A 17,273-nucleotide genomic window follows, 5' to 3' on the forward strand; every position below is an offset into this window, starting at 1 on the left:
TAGAGCAACTGACTTGTAATCAGTAGGTCGTGGGTTCGACTCCTATCGCCGGCACCATCATGGAGGATTAGTGAAGTGGCTAAACACGGCAGACTGTAAATCTGCTCTCTCTGAGTTCGGTGGTTCGAATCCATCATCCTCCACCACTTTTTACCTAGGGGCATAGTTTAAGGGTAGAACAGCGGTCTCCAAAACCGTTAGTGTGGGTTCAATTCCTGCTGCCCCTGCCAATTGAATTTAGTTGTATGGCGATCGTGGCGAAGTGGTTAACGCACCGGTTTGTGGATCCGGCATTCGTGGGTTCAATTCCCATCGGTCGCCCCATCTTTACTAAAATTCAAAAAACAAATGTTGGGGATTAGCCAAGCGGTAAGGCAACGGACTTTGACTCCGTCATTCCCTAGGTTCGAATCCTAGATCCCCAGCCATTTATGCGGAAGTGGCTCAGCGGTAGAGCATCGCCTTGCCAAGGCGAGGGTCGCGGGTTCGATTCCCGTCTTCCGCTCCATTTTTTATCTGGCGCCATAGCCAAGTGGTAAGGCAGAGCTCTGCAAAAGCTTTACCCCCAGTTCGAGTCTGGGTGGCGCCTCCACATTTTTTATTTTCTGTGCCGTTAGCTCAGTTGTATAGTGGATTTGACAACGAATCTAAAGTTCGGGAGTTCGAATCTTCAAAGGGGCGGGGCAAAGATTTGCCGGCGTGGCGGAATGGCAGACGCGCGCGACTCAAAATCGTGAGGGAAACCGTGGAGGTTCGAGTCCTCTCGCCGGCACCACCTTTTAGACATCAAGCACATGAATTTGAACGCTGATTGGACTTCGTCCTGTCAGCGTTTTTTGCGTTCTATGACTGTTGATACTTCCAGCACGTGAAAAGAATTGGTTAAGAGGACTGAACGGCTGAATAGTGAACTACTTGGATGAAGTTAAACCGCTCGCCTGGATGGAAATCAGTATTCATGATGGAAATAAGTATTCATATTAATGCTGCTACGTTAGAATATTTAATGCGTCATCATCAGAGTTGTAAGTCAATTGATTAATTCATCCTGGGATGGGGCGGTTATGATGCGGGATATTATTGTTGCCCCTCGCCTGAATAGGTTTTGTCGGAGTGTTTTACAGCGGCAAATAGAATGGGACGTGACGATTGATCGGGCCGAGATAAAGCGAATAACCGAGTGTTCGGTCTTAGGGTCTGCAGTCACCCCGCCTGAGGTCTAGGTTCAAATACCGTCGCGGGTCCGTTTTGAAGTTGATGAAAACAACCTACAATAAGGACATAAGCAAGAAACGAAACATCAGCTTGGCAATGAACGTAATGAGGAAGTAAGAGCGAACGAAAAGAAAGGCGGTGACCTAATAATGGGGAAAAATGCACTTGGCGCAATCTTGGTTGTTATCGGCGGTTTGATGGTGATGAAATTCATCGGCATTCATCTGGGCTGGATTATCGGAATTCTGATGCCGTTCATCTTAATCGGATTTGGCGTGGTAGGGATTCGTAACAACAGCAAAGTAATTGGTTCGATCCTGATCGTCGTAGGCGGATTGATGCTGCTTCCAAAACTCTTCGGCCTGATCTCGCTGCTTCTGGCGATTGCTTTGATCGTATGGGGCGTGTCGATGTTCAAAAATCGCGAAAAACGTATCTAACCGAGAAGAACGCCGGCTTCGACGTAACAAACCGAGCGTCCGTTGTTCTTAATGAAGTACTGTCCATGAACGTTGGGAACGAAGGAGGATCAAGCAATGAGCATTATGCGAAGAGTGAGGGACATGACGGTTGCGACGCTGAACGAGCGACTTGAGAAGGCCGAAGATCCCGTGAAGCTGATCGATCAGTTCTTATGGTCGACGCGTGAAGAGATCATTCAAGCCGAGAAGCTGTACCAGCAGGTCAACGGCCACGGCAACCATCTGAAGACGCAATGGCTGCAGGCGGAGCAGCTGAAGGAAAAGCGCGAACAACAAGCGATCATCGCATTGAAAGCCGGCGAGGATCATGTTGCCCGAATCGCTCTGATGGAAAAGGCATCGAGCGAAGAGCGCGCCGCACAGTACCGCGAGCTGTACGAACAGGCTGCGCAAAGCATTCAAGAGCTGGAGGAACAGCTTCGCGAGCTTCGCAGCGAATATCAGAGCGTTTACGATAAACGGGAATATTTCGCGGCACGGATGGAGTCGCTTCGACTGCAACAGCGGCTGAACGAACGTTATGCGCAAGGCGGCGTTTTCAACAACGCACCGGGCCAACAGTCATCCGGTATCTTCCGGAAACTGGACGATCGCTTGAGCGACATGGAGTTGGAAGCACGCAGTCTTCGCGATTTGCGCAAAGCAGGTCAGGAATGGGTAAGCGGAGCAGGGCAATCGCTGCAAAACGTTATCGAGCGCGAGATGGAGCAATTGAAACGTAAACTGCAGCAGGAAGGATGGAAATCGCAATGAAGAAGCTGTATCGATCGCGACGCGACAAAAAATTGTTCGGCCTCTGCGGCGGACTTGCTGAAATGCTGAATGTAGATGCGACGCTGGTTCGGATCCTGCTGATCGTCGTCACGGTCTTTACGAGCGGCGCATTGATTCTGGTTTACCTCTTGGCGGGTTTGGTCGTTCCGCAAAATCCGTATGATATCGGCGGCGGGTACGGTCCTGGTCCCGGGGGATACAACGGCGGATGGAATACAAACAATCCTAACGGCCCATATAGCGGCAGCAACTTCGGCAGCGGCCACGGTCAGAACTTCGGTCAAGGAAACGGCAACTCGTACGGCAGTTCGTATGGGGCTCCGTCGCAGCCGGGACCGAGCTGGCAAAAACCGCCGGCCCAGACGCAGGCACAGCCGGCTTCGAATATCGATGCGATGATGGAAGATCTGGAAAAACGCGCACTGAAGAAAGAGATCGAAGAGCTTCGCGCAAAATTGGCTAAACATGAGAAGGGAGATGTTTAAGAATGAGTATTTTCAAACGAATGAAGGATATGACGAAAGCGTCCATCCATGAAATGCTGGATAAGATGGAAGATCCCGTTGTGATGCTGAATCAATACCTGCGCGATATGGAGGCAGAAATCCATACGGCGGAATTGACGGTAGCGAAACAGATGGCGAACGAGCGCCGCATGCTGCAGCGTTTGGAGGAAGCGACGAGAAGCGGCGCAGACCGCGAGTTGAAAGCCGAGTCCGCGCTGCGTGCCGGACAGGAAGAGCTGGCGCGCAAGCTGCTGGAAGAGAAGATTTTCTTCGACCAAAAGACTGCGGAGTTCTCCGAACTGCACGTGAACGCGAAAACGCAAGCCGAAGAGCTGATGAATCAGCTGCACGGCATGAAGGACGAATATTACCAGCTGCGCAATAAGCGCAACGAGCTGGCTGCCCGTGCTCAAATGGCGAAGGCGAAAAAGCAAATGGCGCAAGTGACCGCGGTGCACACCATCGAAAGCGGCAACGCGTCGCGCGGCTTCGGTCGGATGGAAGAGAAGATCATGCAGTTGGAGGCGGAAGCCGACGTCATGCGCGTGCCATTCGGTGCTTATAACAGACCGGCAACGGCAGGCAACGTCGATCCTTCGAAGCAATTGAAAGTGGAAGAGCAGCTGCAGGCGCTCAAGAGCAGACTGAATCCTCCATCCATCGAATCCGCCGAATAACGCGGGCTTGAACCAATGAACAATATGCCTTGGTCGATGCGCTATTTTTGGCATCGGCCTGCGGCATGTTTTTGCACGTTCAGGTACATAGGGAGGAGGAGCAGCCTTGACCGAACAACCGTCTTCGCCAAAAAGCGAAACGCCGGAGGCGCAGACAGAACGGCCGATGGCGCTCGTGGATCGAGGCGGCCCGCCGGCCGCTTATCGCAATGGAGGGCAGCCCCCGCCGCTGATCCAGGCGGCAGAGAAGCGAAAAAACGCGGCGGAGACCGTGCTTTGGCTGTTTGTCATCCTGGGGTTAAGCGTGCTGGTGCTGCAGGGAACGGGGTACGTGAAGCTGTTCGCCCTGCAGAGCAAAGCGGCCCTGATCGGATTATCGGTCATTGCGACGGCGCTGGTGCTCGCCGCGGTATATAGTTATTTGCAAGGCGTAAAGCTTCGCGCGGCGTTAAAGCGGCTATCCGATCAACAACGGCGAAAACGTCAGCGCGTGACGCTGCCCGTGGAAGGCAGCTCGGACGCTTCCGAAGAAAAAATGTCGGAAGAAGACGAGGCTTGGACGGAGCAGGTCCGTTTTACGGCGGTGATCGAAGAACGCCAACGCTTGGCGCGCGAACTTCACGACGCGGTCAGCCAGCAGCTCTTCGCGATATCGATGACGGCAACGGCAGTGAGCCGGACGATGGAAAAGGATTGGGAGCGGGCGAAACGGCAGGTGCAACTCATCGAGGAGATGGCTTCCGTGGCGCAGTCGGAAATGCGCGCGCTTCTGCTGCATTTGCGGCCGGTGCATTTGGATGGAAAACATCTCAGCCAAGCGCTCCACGGGCTTGTGGACGAGCTGAAGCAGAAGGTACCGATCGCGATTACGCTCGAAGCCGACGTAGCCGTCAGCCTGGGAGCGGAAGCGGAAGATCACTTGTTCCGGATTGCCCAAGAAGCGATGTCCAATTCGCTGCGGCATTCCAAGGCGGATCAGTTGAACATCTATTTGCAGCAAGCCGGGGCTTACGTGCGGTTAACGCTGCAGGATAACGGCATCGGATTTCATGCGGAAGAGAAGAAGCAGACGTCCTACGGCTTGCTGACGATGGAAGAGCGGGTCAATGAATTGGGCGGCTCCATGAAGCTGATTACATCGCCGGGCAATGGGGTCGTCATCGATATCTGGGTGCCTGCGGCAGCACAGGATGGGGGAGGAATTTCACCGAATGGAAGCGATCGAACGAATGGACAGCATCGAGCAACCTATTAAGGTTCTGCTCGTCGACGATCATGAGATGGTAAGGATCGGGCTGGCGGCGGTTCTGAATACGGAGGAAGGCATTGAAGTCGTCGGGGAGGCGAGCAACGGCCAAGAAGGCATCCGTTTGGCGCAGGCCTATCGGCCGGACGTCGTGTTGATGGATCTCGTAATGGAAGGCATGGACGGCGTAGAGACGACGCGGAGGCTGCTGGAGCTGTACCCGGATTGCAAAGTCATCGTGCTTACGAGTTACCTGGACGACGGGAAGATGTATCCGGTTATCGAAGCCGGCGCGTTCAGCTATCTGCTCAAAACGTCGCGCGCGACTGAAATCGCCGAAGCGATCCGCGCCGCAGCCCGCGGCCAGTCCGTGCTTGAATCGCAAGTGGCGGTCAAAATGATGAACCGGTTCCGTCAACCGAAGAGCGAGACGGCGAAGCCGCTGCACGAGCAGCTGACCGAACGGGAAATGGATGTCCTCAAATGCGTGGGCAAAGGGTTGTCGAACCAAGAGATCGCGGAGGAACTGTTCATCGGCATCAAAACGGTCAAGTTCCATGTGACCAATATTTTCGCGAAGCTGGGCGTGGAGGATCGCACGCAGGCGGCGATTTATGCGCATAAAAACGGTTTGGCGGAGTGAGTACGGACGGATGTATCAATGCTAATCCGGTTCCTTCAGTCTTCGTTGAAGGTTGAGTCAGCATCGGCGCATCCTTGGAAAAGGGCCCGAAAGAAGGACACTCCGGGGGAGTGATCTTTTTTCGGGCTCTTTTTAACGGCGAAGAAGGGCGCATACGGCTGCTGCTATTGGTTCGTCGTCATTGATGCCGTAAGTCGGGAGGGTAGTCGCGGTCTCCAGCGCGGTTGCTTCCGGCCAAAGGACGGCCATGAACGGATTGGCGAGCGTCAGCAGTTCTGCATCCTCCGGTTTGCGGAGCAGGATCAGCTTGGGGTAATCCGCCTGCTTGAAGCCTTCGACCATAACGATATCCGCGTGGCGCATGTGCGCGAGCAGGACGGAGAGCGGTTCGGGTCCGCGGCTGATGACGGCGCTGCGGGACGCGGAGCTGATTGCCGTGATGTCGGCGCCGGCTTCTTGATGCCGCCAGGTATCCGTGCCGGGCTTATCCATGTCGAATTCATGGGCGTCGTGCTTAATGGTGCCTATGATACAATTCGATTGCTTCAAGCGATGGATCAGCTTGGCGATAAGGGTCGTTTTGCCGCTGTTTTTGTAGCCGACGATTTGAAGCACGAGCGGCATAGGGTCTGAAGCCTGATGAGAAAGACGAGAAAGCATGGCGCGCTCCTTTCACGAGATGACATGCATGGCGGTTCATCGACTTGGCTCAAGTATATCATACGGCGTATCCACGCCTTGTCCGTATTCTGTTACAATGGAAGGAAAATGCCGAAAAGGCAGAGGCTAGCGGAGGTCGCATGAACGAGAGGCAGCAGGGAGAGGCGCGGTTTCGCAGGCGCGCCGTTAAAGTAGACGAGGCGCTGCGTCTCGTGCTGGAAGCGGCCGTCCCGGGGCGGACGGAAACCGTGCCGCTGTGGGAGGCCGGCGGCCGCAGGCTGGCCGAGGCAGTCAGCGCGACGACGGACTGGCCTCCCTTTGCGCGGGCCGGACTGGACGGCTTCGCCGTCCGCAGCGCGGATACGGCGCTGGCGTCGCCGGGCGAGCCGGCGACGCTGCGCGTCGTGGACACGGTCGCCGCCGGCGCGCTCGCCTCGGCGGACGTGACTCCGGGCACTGCCGTCCGGATCATGACGGGCGGGGCCGTGCCCCCCGGGGCGGACGCCGTCGTCATGCTGGAGCAGACGGCGGACGCCCGGGTCTTCGGGCAGTCGGCGGTGCAGGTGAAGAGCGCCGCCGAGCCCGGGCAAAACATCGCGCCGCGGGGCGAGGAATTCGGCCGCGGCAGCGTCTTTGGGCGGCCAGGCGAGCTGCTGCGGCCTGGCCATGTGGCTTTGCTCGGCACATTCGGCTATGCCGATGTGCCGGTGTATGCGCGGCCGCGCGTAGCGGTGCTCGCGACCGGCGCGGAGCTGCTGCCGGTGGCTGCGCCGCTTGCCCCGGGCCGCATTCGCGACAGCAACAGCGCGATGGTGGCCGCGCTGGTCGCGCAATGCGGCGGCACCCCGATGCTATGCGGCCGCGTGTCCGACGAACCGGTCGCGGTCGCGCAGGCGATTGCAAACGCGCTTGCGCAGTGCGATATCGTCATTACGACCGGCGGCGTGTCGGTCGGCGACTATGACGTGATGGCGACACTATTGCAAAGCATAGGGAATGAGCGATCAACCGTGGAGCGGCATGAAGCTGCTCCATGGGCAGATGCAGAGCAGTCGAAAGGCGCGGAACGGCTCGTAATTGCCAAAGAGCAAGCAAGTGCAGTTGAAATGAAAATGCGGGACGCCTTAGATGGCATGGTCTCCGCGAGTTCGGAGGCATTGCCGCAGGAAGACTCAGCTGTCATGGATTCCGTGCATTCGGAGGACCCCTCGCACCCGCTGGACAACAGATTGCCGGGCAACAGCAGGCTGCTGTTCAATAAAGCGGCCATGCGTCCGGGAGCGCCGACATCGGCCGCGGTCGTTTCCGGCAAACTGCTGATCGCGCTCTCGGGCAACCCCGGGGCCTGCTTCGTCGGCTTCGAGCTTTTTGCCCGGGCTGCAATCCTCCGGCTGTCGGGGGCTTCGCAGGAAGAAGCGCGCCCTAAGCAGGTAACGGCAAAGCTGGTCGGCGGCTTCGATAAGGGAAGTCCGCACGAGCGCTTTGTCCGCGCGCGTCTTTATACCGAGAACGGGACGCTTTATGCCGATCCGCTCGCCTTCGGAAAATCGAGCATGATGGCATCCTTGCCGGAGGCGGACGGACTGATTCGCATTAAAGCAGGTTCAGCCGGTGCCGCGGAAGGCAGCATCGTGGACGTTATATTGCTGTAGTATATTGGTTACAGCACGGAATCCACATGAATCCCATTGAAGCCCAGCTGCAGGTACGGTTCGGAAGAAGCGCTGTAGCGCGTGAACGCTTGGAATGCGCCAGCTTTGACGTTGATTAATTCGTTCGTCGGCGAGCTTGTCAGCAGGTTCAGCTCGTCAATGAGCGCGGAGACGAATCCATGTCGGCCCGCTAGCACCTGCTTCAAGCTATGGAGCTTCCCTTCCATTGCAGCCGCATGCAGCAGCTCCGGATCCAGCTTCCATGCGCCATGGCCAAGCGCAAGCCCGACAGCCTTCGCGCCGGGATGGGCTAAGGTATCGTTCAGCCGCTGCCTCAGTGCCGGATCCAAGCTGCCGGCAGCGCTGATGCAAATGGCGTGAAGCGCGTTCATTTTCGCCGCTACGAGGTCTAACCTGTCCGCCAACGCGGATAAATCAGGATCCACGCGCACGGTAATATCGGCTGCTAAAGGAAGCCGGTCGAGCGCAAGCGTGACTTGACCGTCCCGAACCTGAATTTCGTTCGATGGGGATACGGCATAGGGGCCCTCGTCAATCGCGTATACGCTATTCGAAGCAGGTTGTTCGATCTGTCCGATCCCGCTTGCTCTCACGATGCTGCCGCCGCCGATATCCGTTATGGCAAACGCGTTATCCGTGCCGCTGCCGCCGGCGATGAGCTCCAGTCGCACGATCTCGCTCCGGTCGGCGTAACGAAGCGCTGCGGTCATCCCGAGATTCGCTTCGTTGATTGCATCGCGCAAGCGTCCGAGCGCGGCGCCGTTCGTGTCGCCGTGCCGAATAGCTGCCTGCAAGGCAACGGATTCGACGGATCGCGAGACGATCCTGAAAAGGTGAGTGCCCGGCGGGATAACGGAAGGCGCGTTCGGAGTCAAACCGAAGCCGAGATTGCGCTGCGGCTGCGCGACCGCGGTGACGCGAACCCGTATATCGCCGATGTCGGCACCGTCCGCGGCCCGGCCCGCCGTATCCCCGAACGCCGTGACGATCCGTTGTTCGAACAGGAAGGCGTCCCTTCGCGCCAACGAAGAGAGAGAATCTTTAAGCGAGTTCGCTTGCATCAACCAGGCGGCGGCATGGTCGGCTGCCGTTTTCAGCGCGTCCTTGGCGGCTTGCGGTAACGAAGCTTGCAGGTCCAGCAGCCCGTTCGGCCGGTTACGGTTTGCCGCCTTGGACTTACTTTTCTCCCGCTTGCGATGAACGTCCTCGTACATGTACGGATACATAGCGTATCTTTCAAGCGGGACGATGGGCTCGTCTGATTGACGAACAGTCCCGAATACGGCCGGTATCGCATAAGGCAAGACCATGATGATCGCCTCCGTCAACGGTTTGTGTTATCCTTAACATACCAGATTTTCCTGCAACTGCACTATCCCTTTCTCACGTTTCTCCGCTTGAAGCGCATAAGTCCGCAACAATTGACCAGCGGTCAGCACGGGTTCCAACTTGATCCGGACTGCTTCATCCCGATCCGCTGGACGAGCCCCGCCGATGAATAAGCCCGAGTCCGCAGCTGCGCGCAAGTCTCGGGCACGTGATTCCCCTTAGATCAACAGAAACAGCAAAGCGATGGAGGCTAAATCGAACGCAAGCGCTTCGCCGAATCCGAAACCGCCGTATCCATACCCGTACCCATAGTCGCCGTAGCCGTAGGGATCATAAGGGTAATACGCCTGGGTCTGCACGGATTCCTTCGCTTTGGTCCCGTTAGCCGTTTTTCCCTTCTTCTGCTTGACGCCATTCTGCTTCGCGCTCTTCTGATTCGTTACTTTTCCTTGCTGCATGCCCGAGGTCGCCTGTCCGCCTTGGCCGGCATGAGCGCCGATTGAATTCGGACGTTCGTTCAGCATGATGCGTCCTTCGTGGCAGCGGCTCAAGACGCCGACATGGCGCTGTCCGTCATGCGTGACAACACACACAGGCATGCCGCAGAAGCGTTTGATATGGTCCTCGTGCAGCGGATAAATTTGTTCCATCAGTCGTTGACACCTCCCCTGGTTTATCTGTGTCAGTGTATTCACCCAGAGGCGCATGCGTATGGATATTTACCCAATTCGTCCGGCAAATGAACGCGGGCAAAAGGAGTGGATGACCTATGGCGGATCAGTCCCCGGCGCTTATTCCGATCCGGAAAACGAAACGCGGCCGCGCTCCGCAAGCCGGCGTCCTTGCCGCGCTTCTTATCCTTGTCGCCGCTGTCGTATGGGCGCTGAAAGGAAAGGATGACCCTGCCGCAGACCGGTCATGGCCGCTGCGCGCGGACTTCGAAACGGTATGGAGCTGGAGCGATGCCGAATACGCCGGCGGCGCATCGGGCGCCGAATGGTCCTTCCGCTGGGACGGGAACGCAAGCCCGAAGGCCGCGAAGTCCTTTGCTGCCGGCTTAGGGTTCGAACTGGGCGATCGGTTGGCGGACGGCACGGAACCCGTTGACGTCGTCGCATCCGATCCGGCTTACAAAATGACGCTCTGGATTCATTCGCGCCCCCCTGCGGACGGAGACCAAGCGGAGAGCCCGGCTTCCTACGACATCGTGCTGCTGCTGGACGCGGCCAAGAACGAAGAACGGCAGACGTTGGCGGACGCGATCGGCAAGGTCGAACGGCATGTCGCGGAAGCGGACATGAAGCTGCGCGGCGGATTCACCGTCAAGGGGACGGCGGAGCGCGAAGGGGCGCGGGCGCGCGTCGCGAAGGCTGCGTCCGCGGGGGAAGCGGAAGCCTACGACGACGGTCATACGAGCAGTCTGACCTATTACAGCGCCGCGCTCGGGAGCAAGGTTCAGAGCGCTTCGAAGGCGGTAAACCTGCAAATCGCGGAGACTTCGTCCGCGGCCGGCAAGGGGCCGGAATTAATTATTGGCGTTCCGCTCATAACCGGGGATTATACGATGCAAGATAAGTGAGAGATTCGTGCGGGACACGCCGCATTTTATCCTTGCACGAATAGCTTCTAACCTTCCGGTATGCTACACTACATTCAAAAGCAGCATGCCAATCGTTGCCTAAAAATACATAAGAAAGAATGAGGAAAATGACCGAAGTGAGCAAACATGATACGATTGCCGCAGAGGGTGCGGTATATTATTTATTCGGAGCAACCGGCGACCTGGCTCGCCGGAAGCTGTTTCCGGCCTTGTTCAGCCTGTACAAGGAAGGCAAGCTGGCCGAGGATTTCGCCGTTGTCGGGTTAGCCCGCAGACCGCGCACGAACGAGCAGTTCCGCGTCGACCTCCAGGAATCGATCGACGAGTTCTGCCGGTACAAAGCGGACGATGCCGAGCAGTGGGCGCGTTTCGCTTCGCATTTCGTGTACATGTCCCTGGACATCAACAACGTGGACGGATTCCGCGAGCTCGGCCGGTTGACGCAGGAGTTGGACGCCAAGTTCGATATTCCCGGCAACCGTCTGTTCTATCTGGCGCTGGCGCCGGAGTTGTTCGGACCGGTGTCGTTCAACCTGCGCGACGGCGGCATGCTGGAATCCAGGGGCTGGAACCGGCTCGTCATCGAGAAGCCGTTCGGCTACGACCTGGAATCCGCGCGCAAGCTGAACGCGCAGCTCAGCCAAGTGTTCAAGGAAGAGGAGATCTACCGGATCGATCACTACCTCGGCAAGGAAATGGTGCAAAACATTCAGGTGCTGCGCTTCTCCAACGCCTTCTTCGAGCCGCTCTGGAACAACAAGCATATCGCCAACGTCCAAATCACGCTGTCCGAGACGGTCGGCGTGGAAGAGCGCGGCGGCTATTACGACAAGTCCGGGGCGCTGCGCGACATGGTTCAGAACCACATGATGCAGATGCTGGCGATGATCGCCATGGAGCCGCCGAGCCGTCTGCATCCGGAAGACCTCCGCGACGAGAAGGTCAAGGCGCTTCGTTCGCTCCGTCCGTTCGCAACCGCGGAGGAAGTCGGCGCGAACGTCATTCGCGGCCAATACAGCGATGGCGAGACCAACGGAAAGCCGCTTAGCGGCTATCGCCAAGAAGATTCCGTGAATCCGCAATCGCCGACGGAGACGTACTTCGCCGCGCGCGTGTACCTGGACAATTTCCGCTGGGCCGGCGTGCCGTTCTACATCCGTACGGGTAAGCGGCTCCCGGTCAAAACGACCGAGATCGTCATCGAGTTCAAGAACGTGCCCGACAACATCCTGTTCGCGCACCGTCACGATCTGGCGCCGAACCTGCTGGTCATTCGGGTCAACCCGATGGAAGGCATTTACATCAAAATCAATGCCAAAAAGCCGGGCGTCGACAACGTCGTGCAGCCGGTATCGATGGAATTTTGCCAAAGCTGCATGATCGGCATTAATACGCCCGAAGCCTACGAGCGATTGATCTACGATGCCGCGCGCGGCGAGTCTACCTACTTCACCCGCTGGGACGAAGTGGCGCAGGCTTGGTCGTTCGTGGACCGGATCGCCGAAGCATGGCGCGAAGACGACTCCAGCCTGCAGTTTTATCCAGCCGGTTCTTGGGGTCCGGCGCGAACCGAAGCGCTGCTTGCCGAGAACGGGTTCCACTGGTGGCCGGTGAACGGTCAAGCGGAAGACAACGTCATCTGGATCTCCGGCGGACCGAAATGAAACGGGCGACGCCGCTCGTAGCGTTCACGGCCGCGCATCGGGGAGATCATGCCCATGTTTAAGCTGCATGATATATCGATGACGATCGAGCCGTCGATGCAAGTGTACAAAAACAAAGCGCCGAAAATGCCGAACATCTCGAACGTGAGCAATCACGATAGCGGCGAGGCCGTTTACGAATCCCGTCTGGACATGGACGTGCATGGCGGTACGCATGTGGATGCGCCCCTGCATATGTTGAAGGATGGGGAAACGATCGAGACGATCGGTTTGGAACAGCTCGTCGGCATGGCCCGCGTGGTGGATCTGACGCATTGCGCGGAATCCGTTACCCGGGCGGACTTGGAGCAGCTGAGCCTGCAGCGCAACGATTGGGTGCTGCTCAAGACGAGAAACTCCTTCTCGGAGGCCTTCGATCCGGGCTTCGTCTTCCTTCGCGAAGACGGCGCCAGGTATCTGATCGAGCTCGGCATCCGAGGCGTCGGCACGGATGCCCTGGGCATCGAGCGCGGGCAAGACGGACATCCGACGCATCGCTTGCTGTTCCGCAACAATGTTGTCATCGTAGAAGGGCTGCGACTGAAGGACGTCGCGGCAGGCAGTTATTTTATGGTCATCGCGCCGCTTAAACTTACCGGAATCGACGCGGCACCAGCCCGCGCGTTTCTGATCGGCGGCATGTAAAAGGGACGAAGGGAACTATCATGAGTAAAACTATTGCGGATGAAATCAAACAAGAAGTCGAGAAACGGCGCACGTTCGCCATTATTTCTCACCCGGATGCGGGGAAAACGACATTGACGGAGAAGCTGCTCCTCTTCGGGGGCGCGATCCGCGAAGCGGGATCGGTCAAGGCGCGCAAAGCAAGCCGTCACGCGACGAGCGACTGGATGGAAATCGAGAAGCAGCGGGGGATTTCCGTTACTTCGTCCGTCATGCAGTTCGATTACAGCGGTCACCGCGTCAATATTCTGGATACGCCCGGTCACCAAGACTTCAGCGAAGACACGTACCGGACGCTGACAGCCGCCGACAGCGCGGTCATGCTGATCGACGTCGCCAAAGGCGTCGAGGCGCAGACGATCAAGCTGTTCCAAGTATGTAGCAAGCGCGGCATTCCGATCTTTACGTTCATCAACAAGCTGGACCGCGAAGGCCAAAATCCGTTCGAGCTCATGGAAGAGCTGGAGCGGGTGCTCGGCATCCGGGCCGTTCCGATGAATTGGCCGATCGGCATGGGCCGGGAGCTGTGCGGCGTCTACGACCGGATGAAGAACCAGGTGGAGTTGTTCCGGGGCAACGACCATTCCACGATCGAAGTGCAGAAGGTCGCGGATTACAACGATCCGCATATTCGCGAGATGGCCGGCGATTATTTGACCGATCAGCTGATCGCGGATCTGGAGCTGCTTGACGTCGCCGGCGACCAATTCGATTACGAGAAGGTTCGCGCGGGCGAGCTGACGCCGCTGTTCTTCGGCAGCGCGGTCAACAACTTCGGCGTGCAGACGTTCCTCGAGAACTTCCTGCAGCTGGCACCGTCGCCAACGCCGCGCCAAAGCACGACCGGACCCGTGGAACCGACGAACGAGAAATTCTCGGGCTACGTCTTCAAAATCCAAGCGAACATGAATCCGGCCCACCGTGACCGGATCGCCTTCCTGCGGATTTGTTCCGGCCGTTTCGAACGCGGTATGAGCGTTCGCCACGTGCGCAACGGCAAAGACATCAAGCTGTCCCAGCCGCAGCAGTTTCTCGCGCAGGATCGGGATATCGTGGAGAATGCCTACCCGGGCGATATTATCGGGTTGTTCGATCCCGGCATCTTCCGGATCGGCGATTCGTTGTCGCAGGGCAGCGAGATCGTCTTCGACGAACTGCCGACGTTTTCGCCGGAGCTGTTCGCGAAGGTGACCGTCAAGAATGCGTTGAAGCATAAGCAATACCAGAAGGGAATCGACCAATTGACGGAAGAGGGCACGATTCAGGTGTTCCACTCCACCGGGAACTTCGACGAGACGATTCTGGGCGTCGTCGGCCAGCTGCAATTCGAGGTATTCGAGCATCGGATGCGTTCGGAGTACGGCGTGGAGATCATGCTGCACCGGATGCAGTTCCAATTCGCGCGCTGGATCGTCGACGACAAGATCGACCCGTCCAAATACCGGATCAATTCGACGCTCGTCAAAGACAAGAAAGACAATTACGTCGCGCTGTTCGAGAACGAGTACGCGATGCGCACGGCGATGGATAAGAATCCCACCTCCAAGTTTTTGGAGATGGCGCCCTAATAACGAGAAGCCTTGCATTATAGCGAACAAGAAATCATCAAGAAGACCTCGATTCCGATATATGTCGGATTCGGGGTCTTTTTCGCAACAAGATAAGCTTTAATCGTATCTGGTCGTCACGGTTCATATCGGCGATAGCGGATGATCGCGGCGATGAATTTCCTACGGATTGCCGTTGACAATAGATGGATGCCATGAGAGAATGTACGCGTGTACATTTTGAGTTTTGGCCAGACGGGAGAGAGGACTTATCCGGAAAAAAGTCGCTGAGCTTGCCGGCGTATCGGAGGCGACGGTGTCGCGGGTGCTTAGCGGCGTCGGATCGGTGAAAGAGGAAACGGCGAGACGGGTCTTGGAGGCCGCCCGGCAGTTGAATTACGTGCCAAGCGCGCTTGCTCAGCGGTTCGCGCTGCGGAGAAGCGGGAATTTGGGCGTGATCCTGCCGATGCTGCCGAAGGTGAACCTGTTCTCGACGTATTATTTCTCCGAAGTGTTGAGCGGCATCGGCATGACCGCCAAGCAGCGCGGTTACGATCTGCTGCTGCTTTTCCGCGAACCCGACGAGCCGAGAGACTATGCCAATCTGTTCCGCACGCAGAAGGTGGATGGCTGCATCATCATCGGCGCGCAGGATGTGCCTTCCGAACGCGAGGCGCTGGCCGAATTAAAGGACGGTAACCATCCGTTCTGCCTGGTCAATCAGCGTTACGACGGCGAAGCCTACAACTCGGTGGACGCCGATCAGCGGACGGGCTGCCGAGACGCGGTGCGGCATCTGCTGGGGCAAGGCTGCAGGAAGATCGGTTTCCTTAACGGTCCTGCCGTGTATTCCAACAGCAAGGATCGCCTGCGGGGCTATCGGGAGGCCTTGGAAGAAGCGGGATTGGCGTTCATGCCGGAACGGGTGCTGCTCGGCAACTACAGCCGCACGAGCGGCTACCAGCAAGCGAAAGCGGTTGCAGCGCTCGTGCAGGCAGGGCATATCGATGCCGTCATCGCCGCGAACGACCGGATGGCGATCGGCCTGCTGCAAGGCTTGAAGGAATCGGGCGTCAAAGTCGGGGAAGACGTGGCGCTCATCGGCTGCGACGATTCCGATATCGTGCGCATGACGGATCCGCCGCTGACTTCGATCCGCGTCCCCTTCTTCGATATCGGCAGCGAAGCCGCATCCAGGCTGCTCGATGCCGTTGCGGATCAAGACGGCTCGGCCGCGTTCGATGTCAAATTGCCCGTTAAGCTCATTCCGCGCGCCTCTTCTTCGCCTGCCGGAACGACCAATGCCTGAAACTTGTTTTTCGTATTGTTATGCTCGACCTAATCTCATGAGAGGCGGAACGAAACGATGAGCAACATTCGAGTAGGGATGATCGGTTATAAATTCATGGGAAAAGCGCACAGCAACGCGTATCGCGCGCTGCCGATGTTCTTCCCGAACGTGACGCGTCCGCAGATGGCGGCGATTTGCGGCCGGGACGCCGCCGGCCTCGAGCAGGCGCGCGCGCAATTCGGCTGGGAGAACGCCGAAACGGATTGGCGCAAGCTCGTCACGCGGGACGATATCGACGTCGTCGATATCAACGCTCCGAGCGATGCGCACAAGGAAATCGCGATCGCTGCGGCGGAAGCGGGCAAGCATATCTTCTGCGAGAAGCCGTTGGCGCTGAATCTGGCGGATTCCGTCGAGATGCTGAACGCGGCGGAGAAAGCCGGCGTCAAGCATATGGTCGGCTTCAACTACCGCTTCGCGCCGGCCGTGCAGCTGGCGAAGAAGCTGATCGCGGAAGGCCGTATCGGCAAGATTTATCACTTCCGGGGCTTCTTTCTGCAGGATTGGATCGTCGATCCGCAGTTTCCGCTTGTCTGGCGGCTGCAGAAGGAGATCGCCGGTTCCGGCTCTCATGGGGACCTCGGGGCGCACGTGATCGACATGGCCCGTTTCCTCGTGGGCGAGTTTAACGAAGTCATCGGCATGAGCGAAACGTTCGTCAAGGAACGTCCGCTGCCGACGGAGATGACCGGGCTCAGCGCCAAAGGCGACAAGGATGCGCCGAAGGGTCAGGTCACGGTAGACGACGCGACGGTCTTCCTGGCCCGATTTGCGAACGGCGCGCTTGGCAGCATCGAGGCGACGCGCTTCGCGCCGGGACACCGCTGCACGAACTCGTTCGAGATCAACGGCAGCAAAGGCAGCATCAAATTCGATTTTGAACGCGTGAACGAGCTTGAGGTGTATTTCACGGACGATGCCCCTGACGTGCAGGGCTTCCGCCGCGTGCTTGCGACGGATGCGGCGCACGCCTACAGCGAGAACTGGTGGCCGGCCGGTCACACGATCGGGTACGAGCACACGTTCACGCACGAGATGGTGGAATTCATGAATGCGATTACCGAGAACCGTCAGCCGGTGCCGAATTTCGTAGACGGCGTGGAGTGCCAAGCGGTATTGGAAGCGGTGGATAAGTCCATCGCGGAGCGGCGCTGGGTCGCCATATCGGAGCTGCGTTAATCGA

At 57.8% G+C, this 17,273-nt stretch carries 16 protein-coding genes and 7 tRNA genes; 20 read left to right on the forward strand and 3 right to left on the reverse strand.

Features of this window, described 5'->3' with window-relative positions; all coding sequences use genetic code 11:
- Positions 1-61 precede the first annotated feature (61 nt).
- The 13 genes from AC50YL_RS26805 to AC50YL_RS26865 all read left to right on the forward strand — a co-directional run bounded on the left by AC50YL_RS26805 (position 62) and on the right by AC50YL_RS26865 (position 5,543).
- A tRNA-Tyr gene (locus AC50YL_RS26805) sits at positions 62-146 on the forward strand.
- Positions 147-156: 10 nt separating this feature from the next.
- Positions 157-230, forward strand: a tRNA-Trp gene (locus tag AC50YL_RS26810).
- A gap of 18 nt (positions 231-248) precedes the next feature.
- A tRNA-His gene (locus AC50YL_RS26815) sits at positions 249-324 on the forward strand.
- Between the two features lie 28 nt (positions 325-352).
- Positions 353-428, forward strand: a tRNA-Gln gene (locus tag AC50YL_RS26820).
- Between the two features lie 5 nt (positions 429-433).
- A tRNA-Gly gene (locus AC50YL_RS26825) sits at positions 434-508 on the forward strand.
- A gap of 10 nt (positions 509-518) precedes the next feature.
- A tRNA-Cys gene (locus AC50YL_RS26830) sits at positions 519-592 on the forward strand.
- A 101-nt stretch (positions 593-693) separates the two neighbouring features.
- Positions 694-775: transfer RNA gene (locus AC50YL_RS26835), tRNA-Leu, on the forward strand.
- A gap of 589 nt (positions 776-1,364) precedes the next feature.
- Positions 1,365-1,655 carry a LiaF transmembrane domain-containing protein gene (locus AC50YL_RS26840; RefSeq protein WP_494836040.1) on the forward strand — a complete coding sequence of 97 codons (291 nt, stop codon included), beginning with the start codon at positions 1,365-1,367 and terminating at the stop codon, positions 1,653-1,655.
- Between the two features lie 96 nt (positions 1,656-1,751).
- The gene (locus tag AC50YL_RS26845) at positions 1,752-2,450 is read left to right on the forward strand and encodes a PspA/IM30 family protein (protein WP_494836042.1); all 699 of its coding nucleotides are present in this window, start codon (positions 1,752-1,754) and stop codon (positions 2,448-2,450) included.
- The gene (locus AC50YL_RS26850) at positions 2,447-2,956 is read left to right on the forward strand and encodes a PspC domain-containing protein (RefSeq protein WP_494836043.1); all 510 of its coding nucleotides are present in this window, start codon (positions 2,447-2,449) and stop codon (positions 2,954-2,956) included. The genes AC50YL_RS26845 and AC50YL_RS26850 overlap by 4 nt, the downstream gene beginning before the upstream one ends.
- A 2-nt stretch (positions 2,957-2,958) precedes the next feature.
- The gene (locus AC50YL_RS26855) at positions 2,959-3,654 is read left to right on the forward strand and encodes a PspA/IM30 family protein (RefSeq protein WP_494836045.1); all 696 of its coding nucleotides are present in this window, start codon (positions 2,959-2,961) and stop codon (positions 3,652-3,654) included.
- 106 nt (positions 3,655-3,760) lie between these two features.
- Complete coding sequence (locus tag AC50YL_RS26860) at positions 3,761-4,909, forward strand: sensor histidine kinase (protein WP_494836046.1); 1,149 nt, start codon at positions 3,761-3,763, stop codon at positions 4,907-4,909.
- Positions 4,866-5,543: a response regulator gene (locus tag AC50YL_RS26865; RefSeq protein ID WP_494836047.1), complete on the forward strand. Its 678-nt coding sequence runs from the start codon at positions 4,866-4,868 to the stop codon at positions 5,541-5,543. The genes AC50YL_RS26860 and AC50YL_RS26865 overlap by 44 nt, the downstream gene beginning before the upstream one ends.
- 132 nt (positions 5,544-5,675) lie before the next feature.
- Here AC50YL_RS26865 and mobB read toward each other — a convergent pair whose 3' ends face one another.
- The gene (gene mobB, locus AC50YL_RS26870) at positions 5,676-6,167 is read right to left on the reverse strand and encodes a molybdopterin-guanine dinucleotide biosynthesis protein B (protein ID WP_494836048.1); all 492 of its coding nucleotides are present in this window, start codon (positions 6,165-6,167) and stop codon (positions 5,676-5,678) included.
- A gap of 176 nt (positions 6,168-6,343) precedes the next feature.
- Between mobB and AC50YL_RS26875 the strand changes: the two genes are divergently transcribed.
- A complete protein-coding gene (locus tag AC50YL_RS26875) occupies positions 6,344-7,855 on the forward strand; it encodes a molybdopterin molybdotransferase MoeA (protein WP_494836049.1) in 1,512 nt (503 codons plus the stop codon).
- An 8-nt stretch (positions 7,856-7,863) separates the two neighbouring features.
- Here the strand turns inward: AC50YL_RS26875 and AC50YL_RS26880 are convergent, their stop codons facing one another.
- Together AC50YL_RS26880 and AC50YL_RS26885 are read right to left on the reverse strand one after the other, a co-directional pair.
- On the reverse strand, positions 7,864-9,186 hold the full coding sequence (locus AC50YL_RS26880; RefSeq protein WP_494836050.1) for a hypothetical protein: 1,323 nt from the start codon (positions 9,184-9,186) through the stop codon (positions 7,864-7,866).
- A 237-nt stretch (positions 9,187-9,423) separates the two neighbouring features.
- Entirely contained in the window at positions 9,424-9,855 is a 432-nt protein-coding gene (locus tag AC50YL_RS26885) for a hypothetical protein (RefSeq protein ID WP_494836051.1), read from the reverse strand.
- 119 nt (positions 9,856-9,974) lie between these two features.
- Between AC50YL_RS26885 and AC50YL_RS26890 the strand changes: the two genes are divergently transcribed.
- The 6 genes from AC50YL_RS26890 to AC50YL_RS26915 all read left to right on the forward strand — a co-directional run bounded on the left by AC50YL_RS26890 (position 9,975) and on the right by AC50YL_RS26915 (position 17,269).
- Complete coding sequence (locus AC50YL_RS26890; RefSeq protein WP_494836052.1) at positions 9,975-10,784, forward strand: YwmB family TATA-box binding protein; 810 nt, start codon at positions 9,975-9,977, stop codon at positions 10,782-10,784.
- 128 nt (positions 10,785-10,912) lie between these two features.
- Positions 10,913-12,469 carry a glucose-6-phosphate dehydrogenase gene (gene zwf / locus AC50YL_RS26895; protein WP_494836053.1) on the forward strand — a complete coding sequence of 519 codons (1,557 nt, stop codon included), beginning with the start codon at positions 10,913-10,915 and terminating at the stop codon, positions 12,467-12,469.
- Between the two features lie 54 nt (positions 12,470-12,523).
- The gene (locus AC50YL_RS26900; protein WP_494836054.1) at positions 12,524-13,153 is read left to right on the forward strand and encodes a cyclase family protein; all 630 of its coding nucleotides are present in this window, start codon (positions 12,524-12,526) and stop codon (positions 13,151-13,153) included.
- 20 nt (positions 13,154-13,173) lie between these two features.
- On the forward strand, positions 13,174-14,760 hold the full coding sequence (locus AC50YL_RS26905) for a peptide chain release factor 3 (RefSeq protein WP_494836055.1): 1,587 nt from the start codon (positions 13,174-13,176) through the stop codon (positions 14,758-14,760).
- Positions 14,761-14,986: 226 nt separating this feature from the next.
- Positions 14,987-16,048, forward strand: a complete 1,062-nt coding sequence (locus tag AC50YL_RS26910) for a LacI family DNA-binding transcriptional regulator (RefSeq protein WP_494836057.1) — start codon at positions 14,987-14,989, stop codon at positions 16,046-16,048.
- Between the two features lie 57 nt (positions 16,049-16,105).
- Entirely contained in the window at positions 16,106-17,269 is a 1,164-nt protein-coding gene (locus tag AC50YL_RS26915) for a Gfo/Idh/MocA family protein (protein WP_494836058.1), read from the forward strand.
- Positions 17,270-17,273: the final 4 nt, after the last annotated feature.

The sequence above is a fragment of the Paenibacillus sp. J22P277 genome, assembly GCF_059383675.1.

What these genes read in the sequence shown, in the direction of transcription:
- AC50YL_RS26840 (WP_494836040.1), top strand. Translation starts at nt 1,365, where the DNA reads ATGGGGAAAAATGCACTTGGCGCAATCTTGGTTGTTATCGGCGGTTTG.
- AC50YL_RS26845 (WP_494836042.1), top strand. Translation starts at nt 1,752, where the DNA reads ATGAGCATTATGCGAAGAGTGAGGGACATGACGGTTGCGACGCTGAAC.
- AC50YL_RS26850 (WP_494836043.1), top strand. Translation starts at nt 2,447, where the DNA reads ATGAAGAAGCTGTATCGATCGCGACGCGACAAAAAATTGTTCGGCCTC.
- AC50YL_RS26855 (WP_494836045.1), top strand. Translation starts at nt 2,959, where the DNA reads ATGAGTATTTTCAAACGAATGAAGGATATGACGAAAGCGTCCATCCAT.
- AC50YL_RS26865 (WP_494836047.1), top strand. Translation starts at nt 4,866, where the DNA reads ATGGAAGCGATCGAACGAATGGACAGCATCGAGCAACCTATTAAGGTT.
- mobB (WP_494836048.1), bottom strand. Translation starts at nt 6,167, where the DNA reads ATGCCGCTCGTGCTTCAAATCGTCGGCTACAAAAACAGCGGCAAAACG.
- AC50YL_RS26875 (WP_494836049.1), top strand. Translation starts at nt 6,344, where the DNA reads ATGAACGAGAGGCAGCAGGGAGAGGCGCGGTTTCGCAGGCGCGCCGTT.
- AC50YL_RS26880 (WP_494836050.1), bottom strand. Translation starts at nt 9,186, where the DNA reads ATGGTCTTGCCTTATGCGATACCGGCCGTATTCGGGACTGTTCGTCAA.
- AC50YL_RS26885 (WP_494836051.1), bottom strand. Translation starts at nt 9,855, where the DNA reads ATGGAACAAATTTATCCGCTGCACGAGGACCATATCAAACGCTTCTGC.
- AC50YL_RS26890 (WP_494836052.1), top strand. Translation starts at nt 9,975, where the DNA reads ATGGCGGATCAGTCCCCGGCGCTTATTCCGATCCGGAAAACGAAACGC.
- zwf (WP_494836053.1), top strand. Translation starts at nt 10,913, where the DNA reads ATGACCGAAGTGAGCAAACATGATACGATTGCCGCAGAGGGTGCGGTA.
- AC50YL_RS26900 (WP_494836054.1), top strand. Translation starts at nt 12,524, where the DNA reads ATGTTTAAGCTGCATGATATATCGATGACGATCGAGCCGTCGATGCAA.
- AC50YL_RS26905 (WP_494836055.1), top strand. Translation starts at nt 13,174, where the DNA reads ATGAGTAAAACTATTGCGGATGAAATCAAACAAGAAGTCGAGAAACGG.
- AC50YL_RS26915 (WP_494836058.1), top strand. Translation starts at nt 16,106, where the DNA reads ATGAGCAACATTCGAGTAGGGATGATCGGTTATAAATTCATGGGAAAA.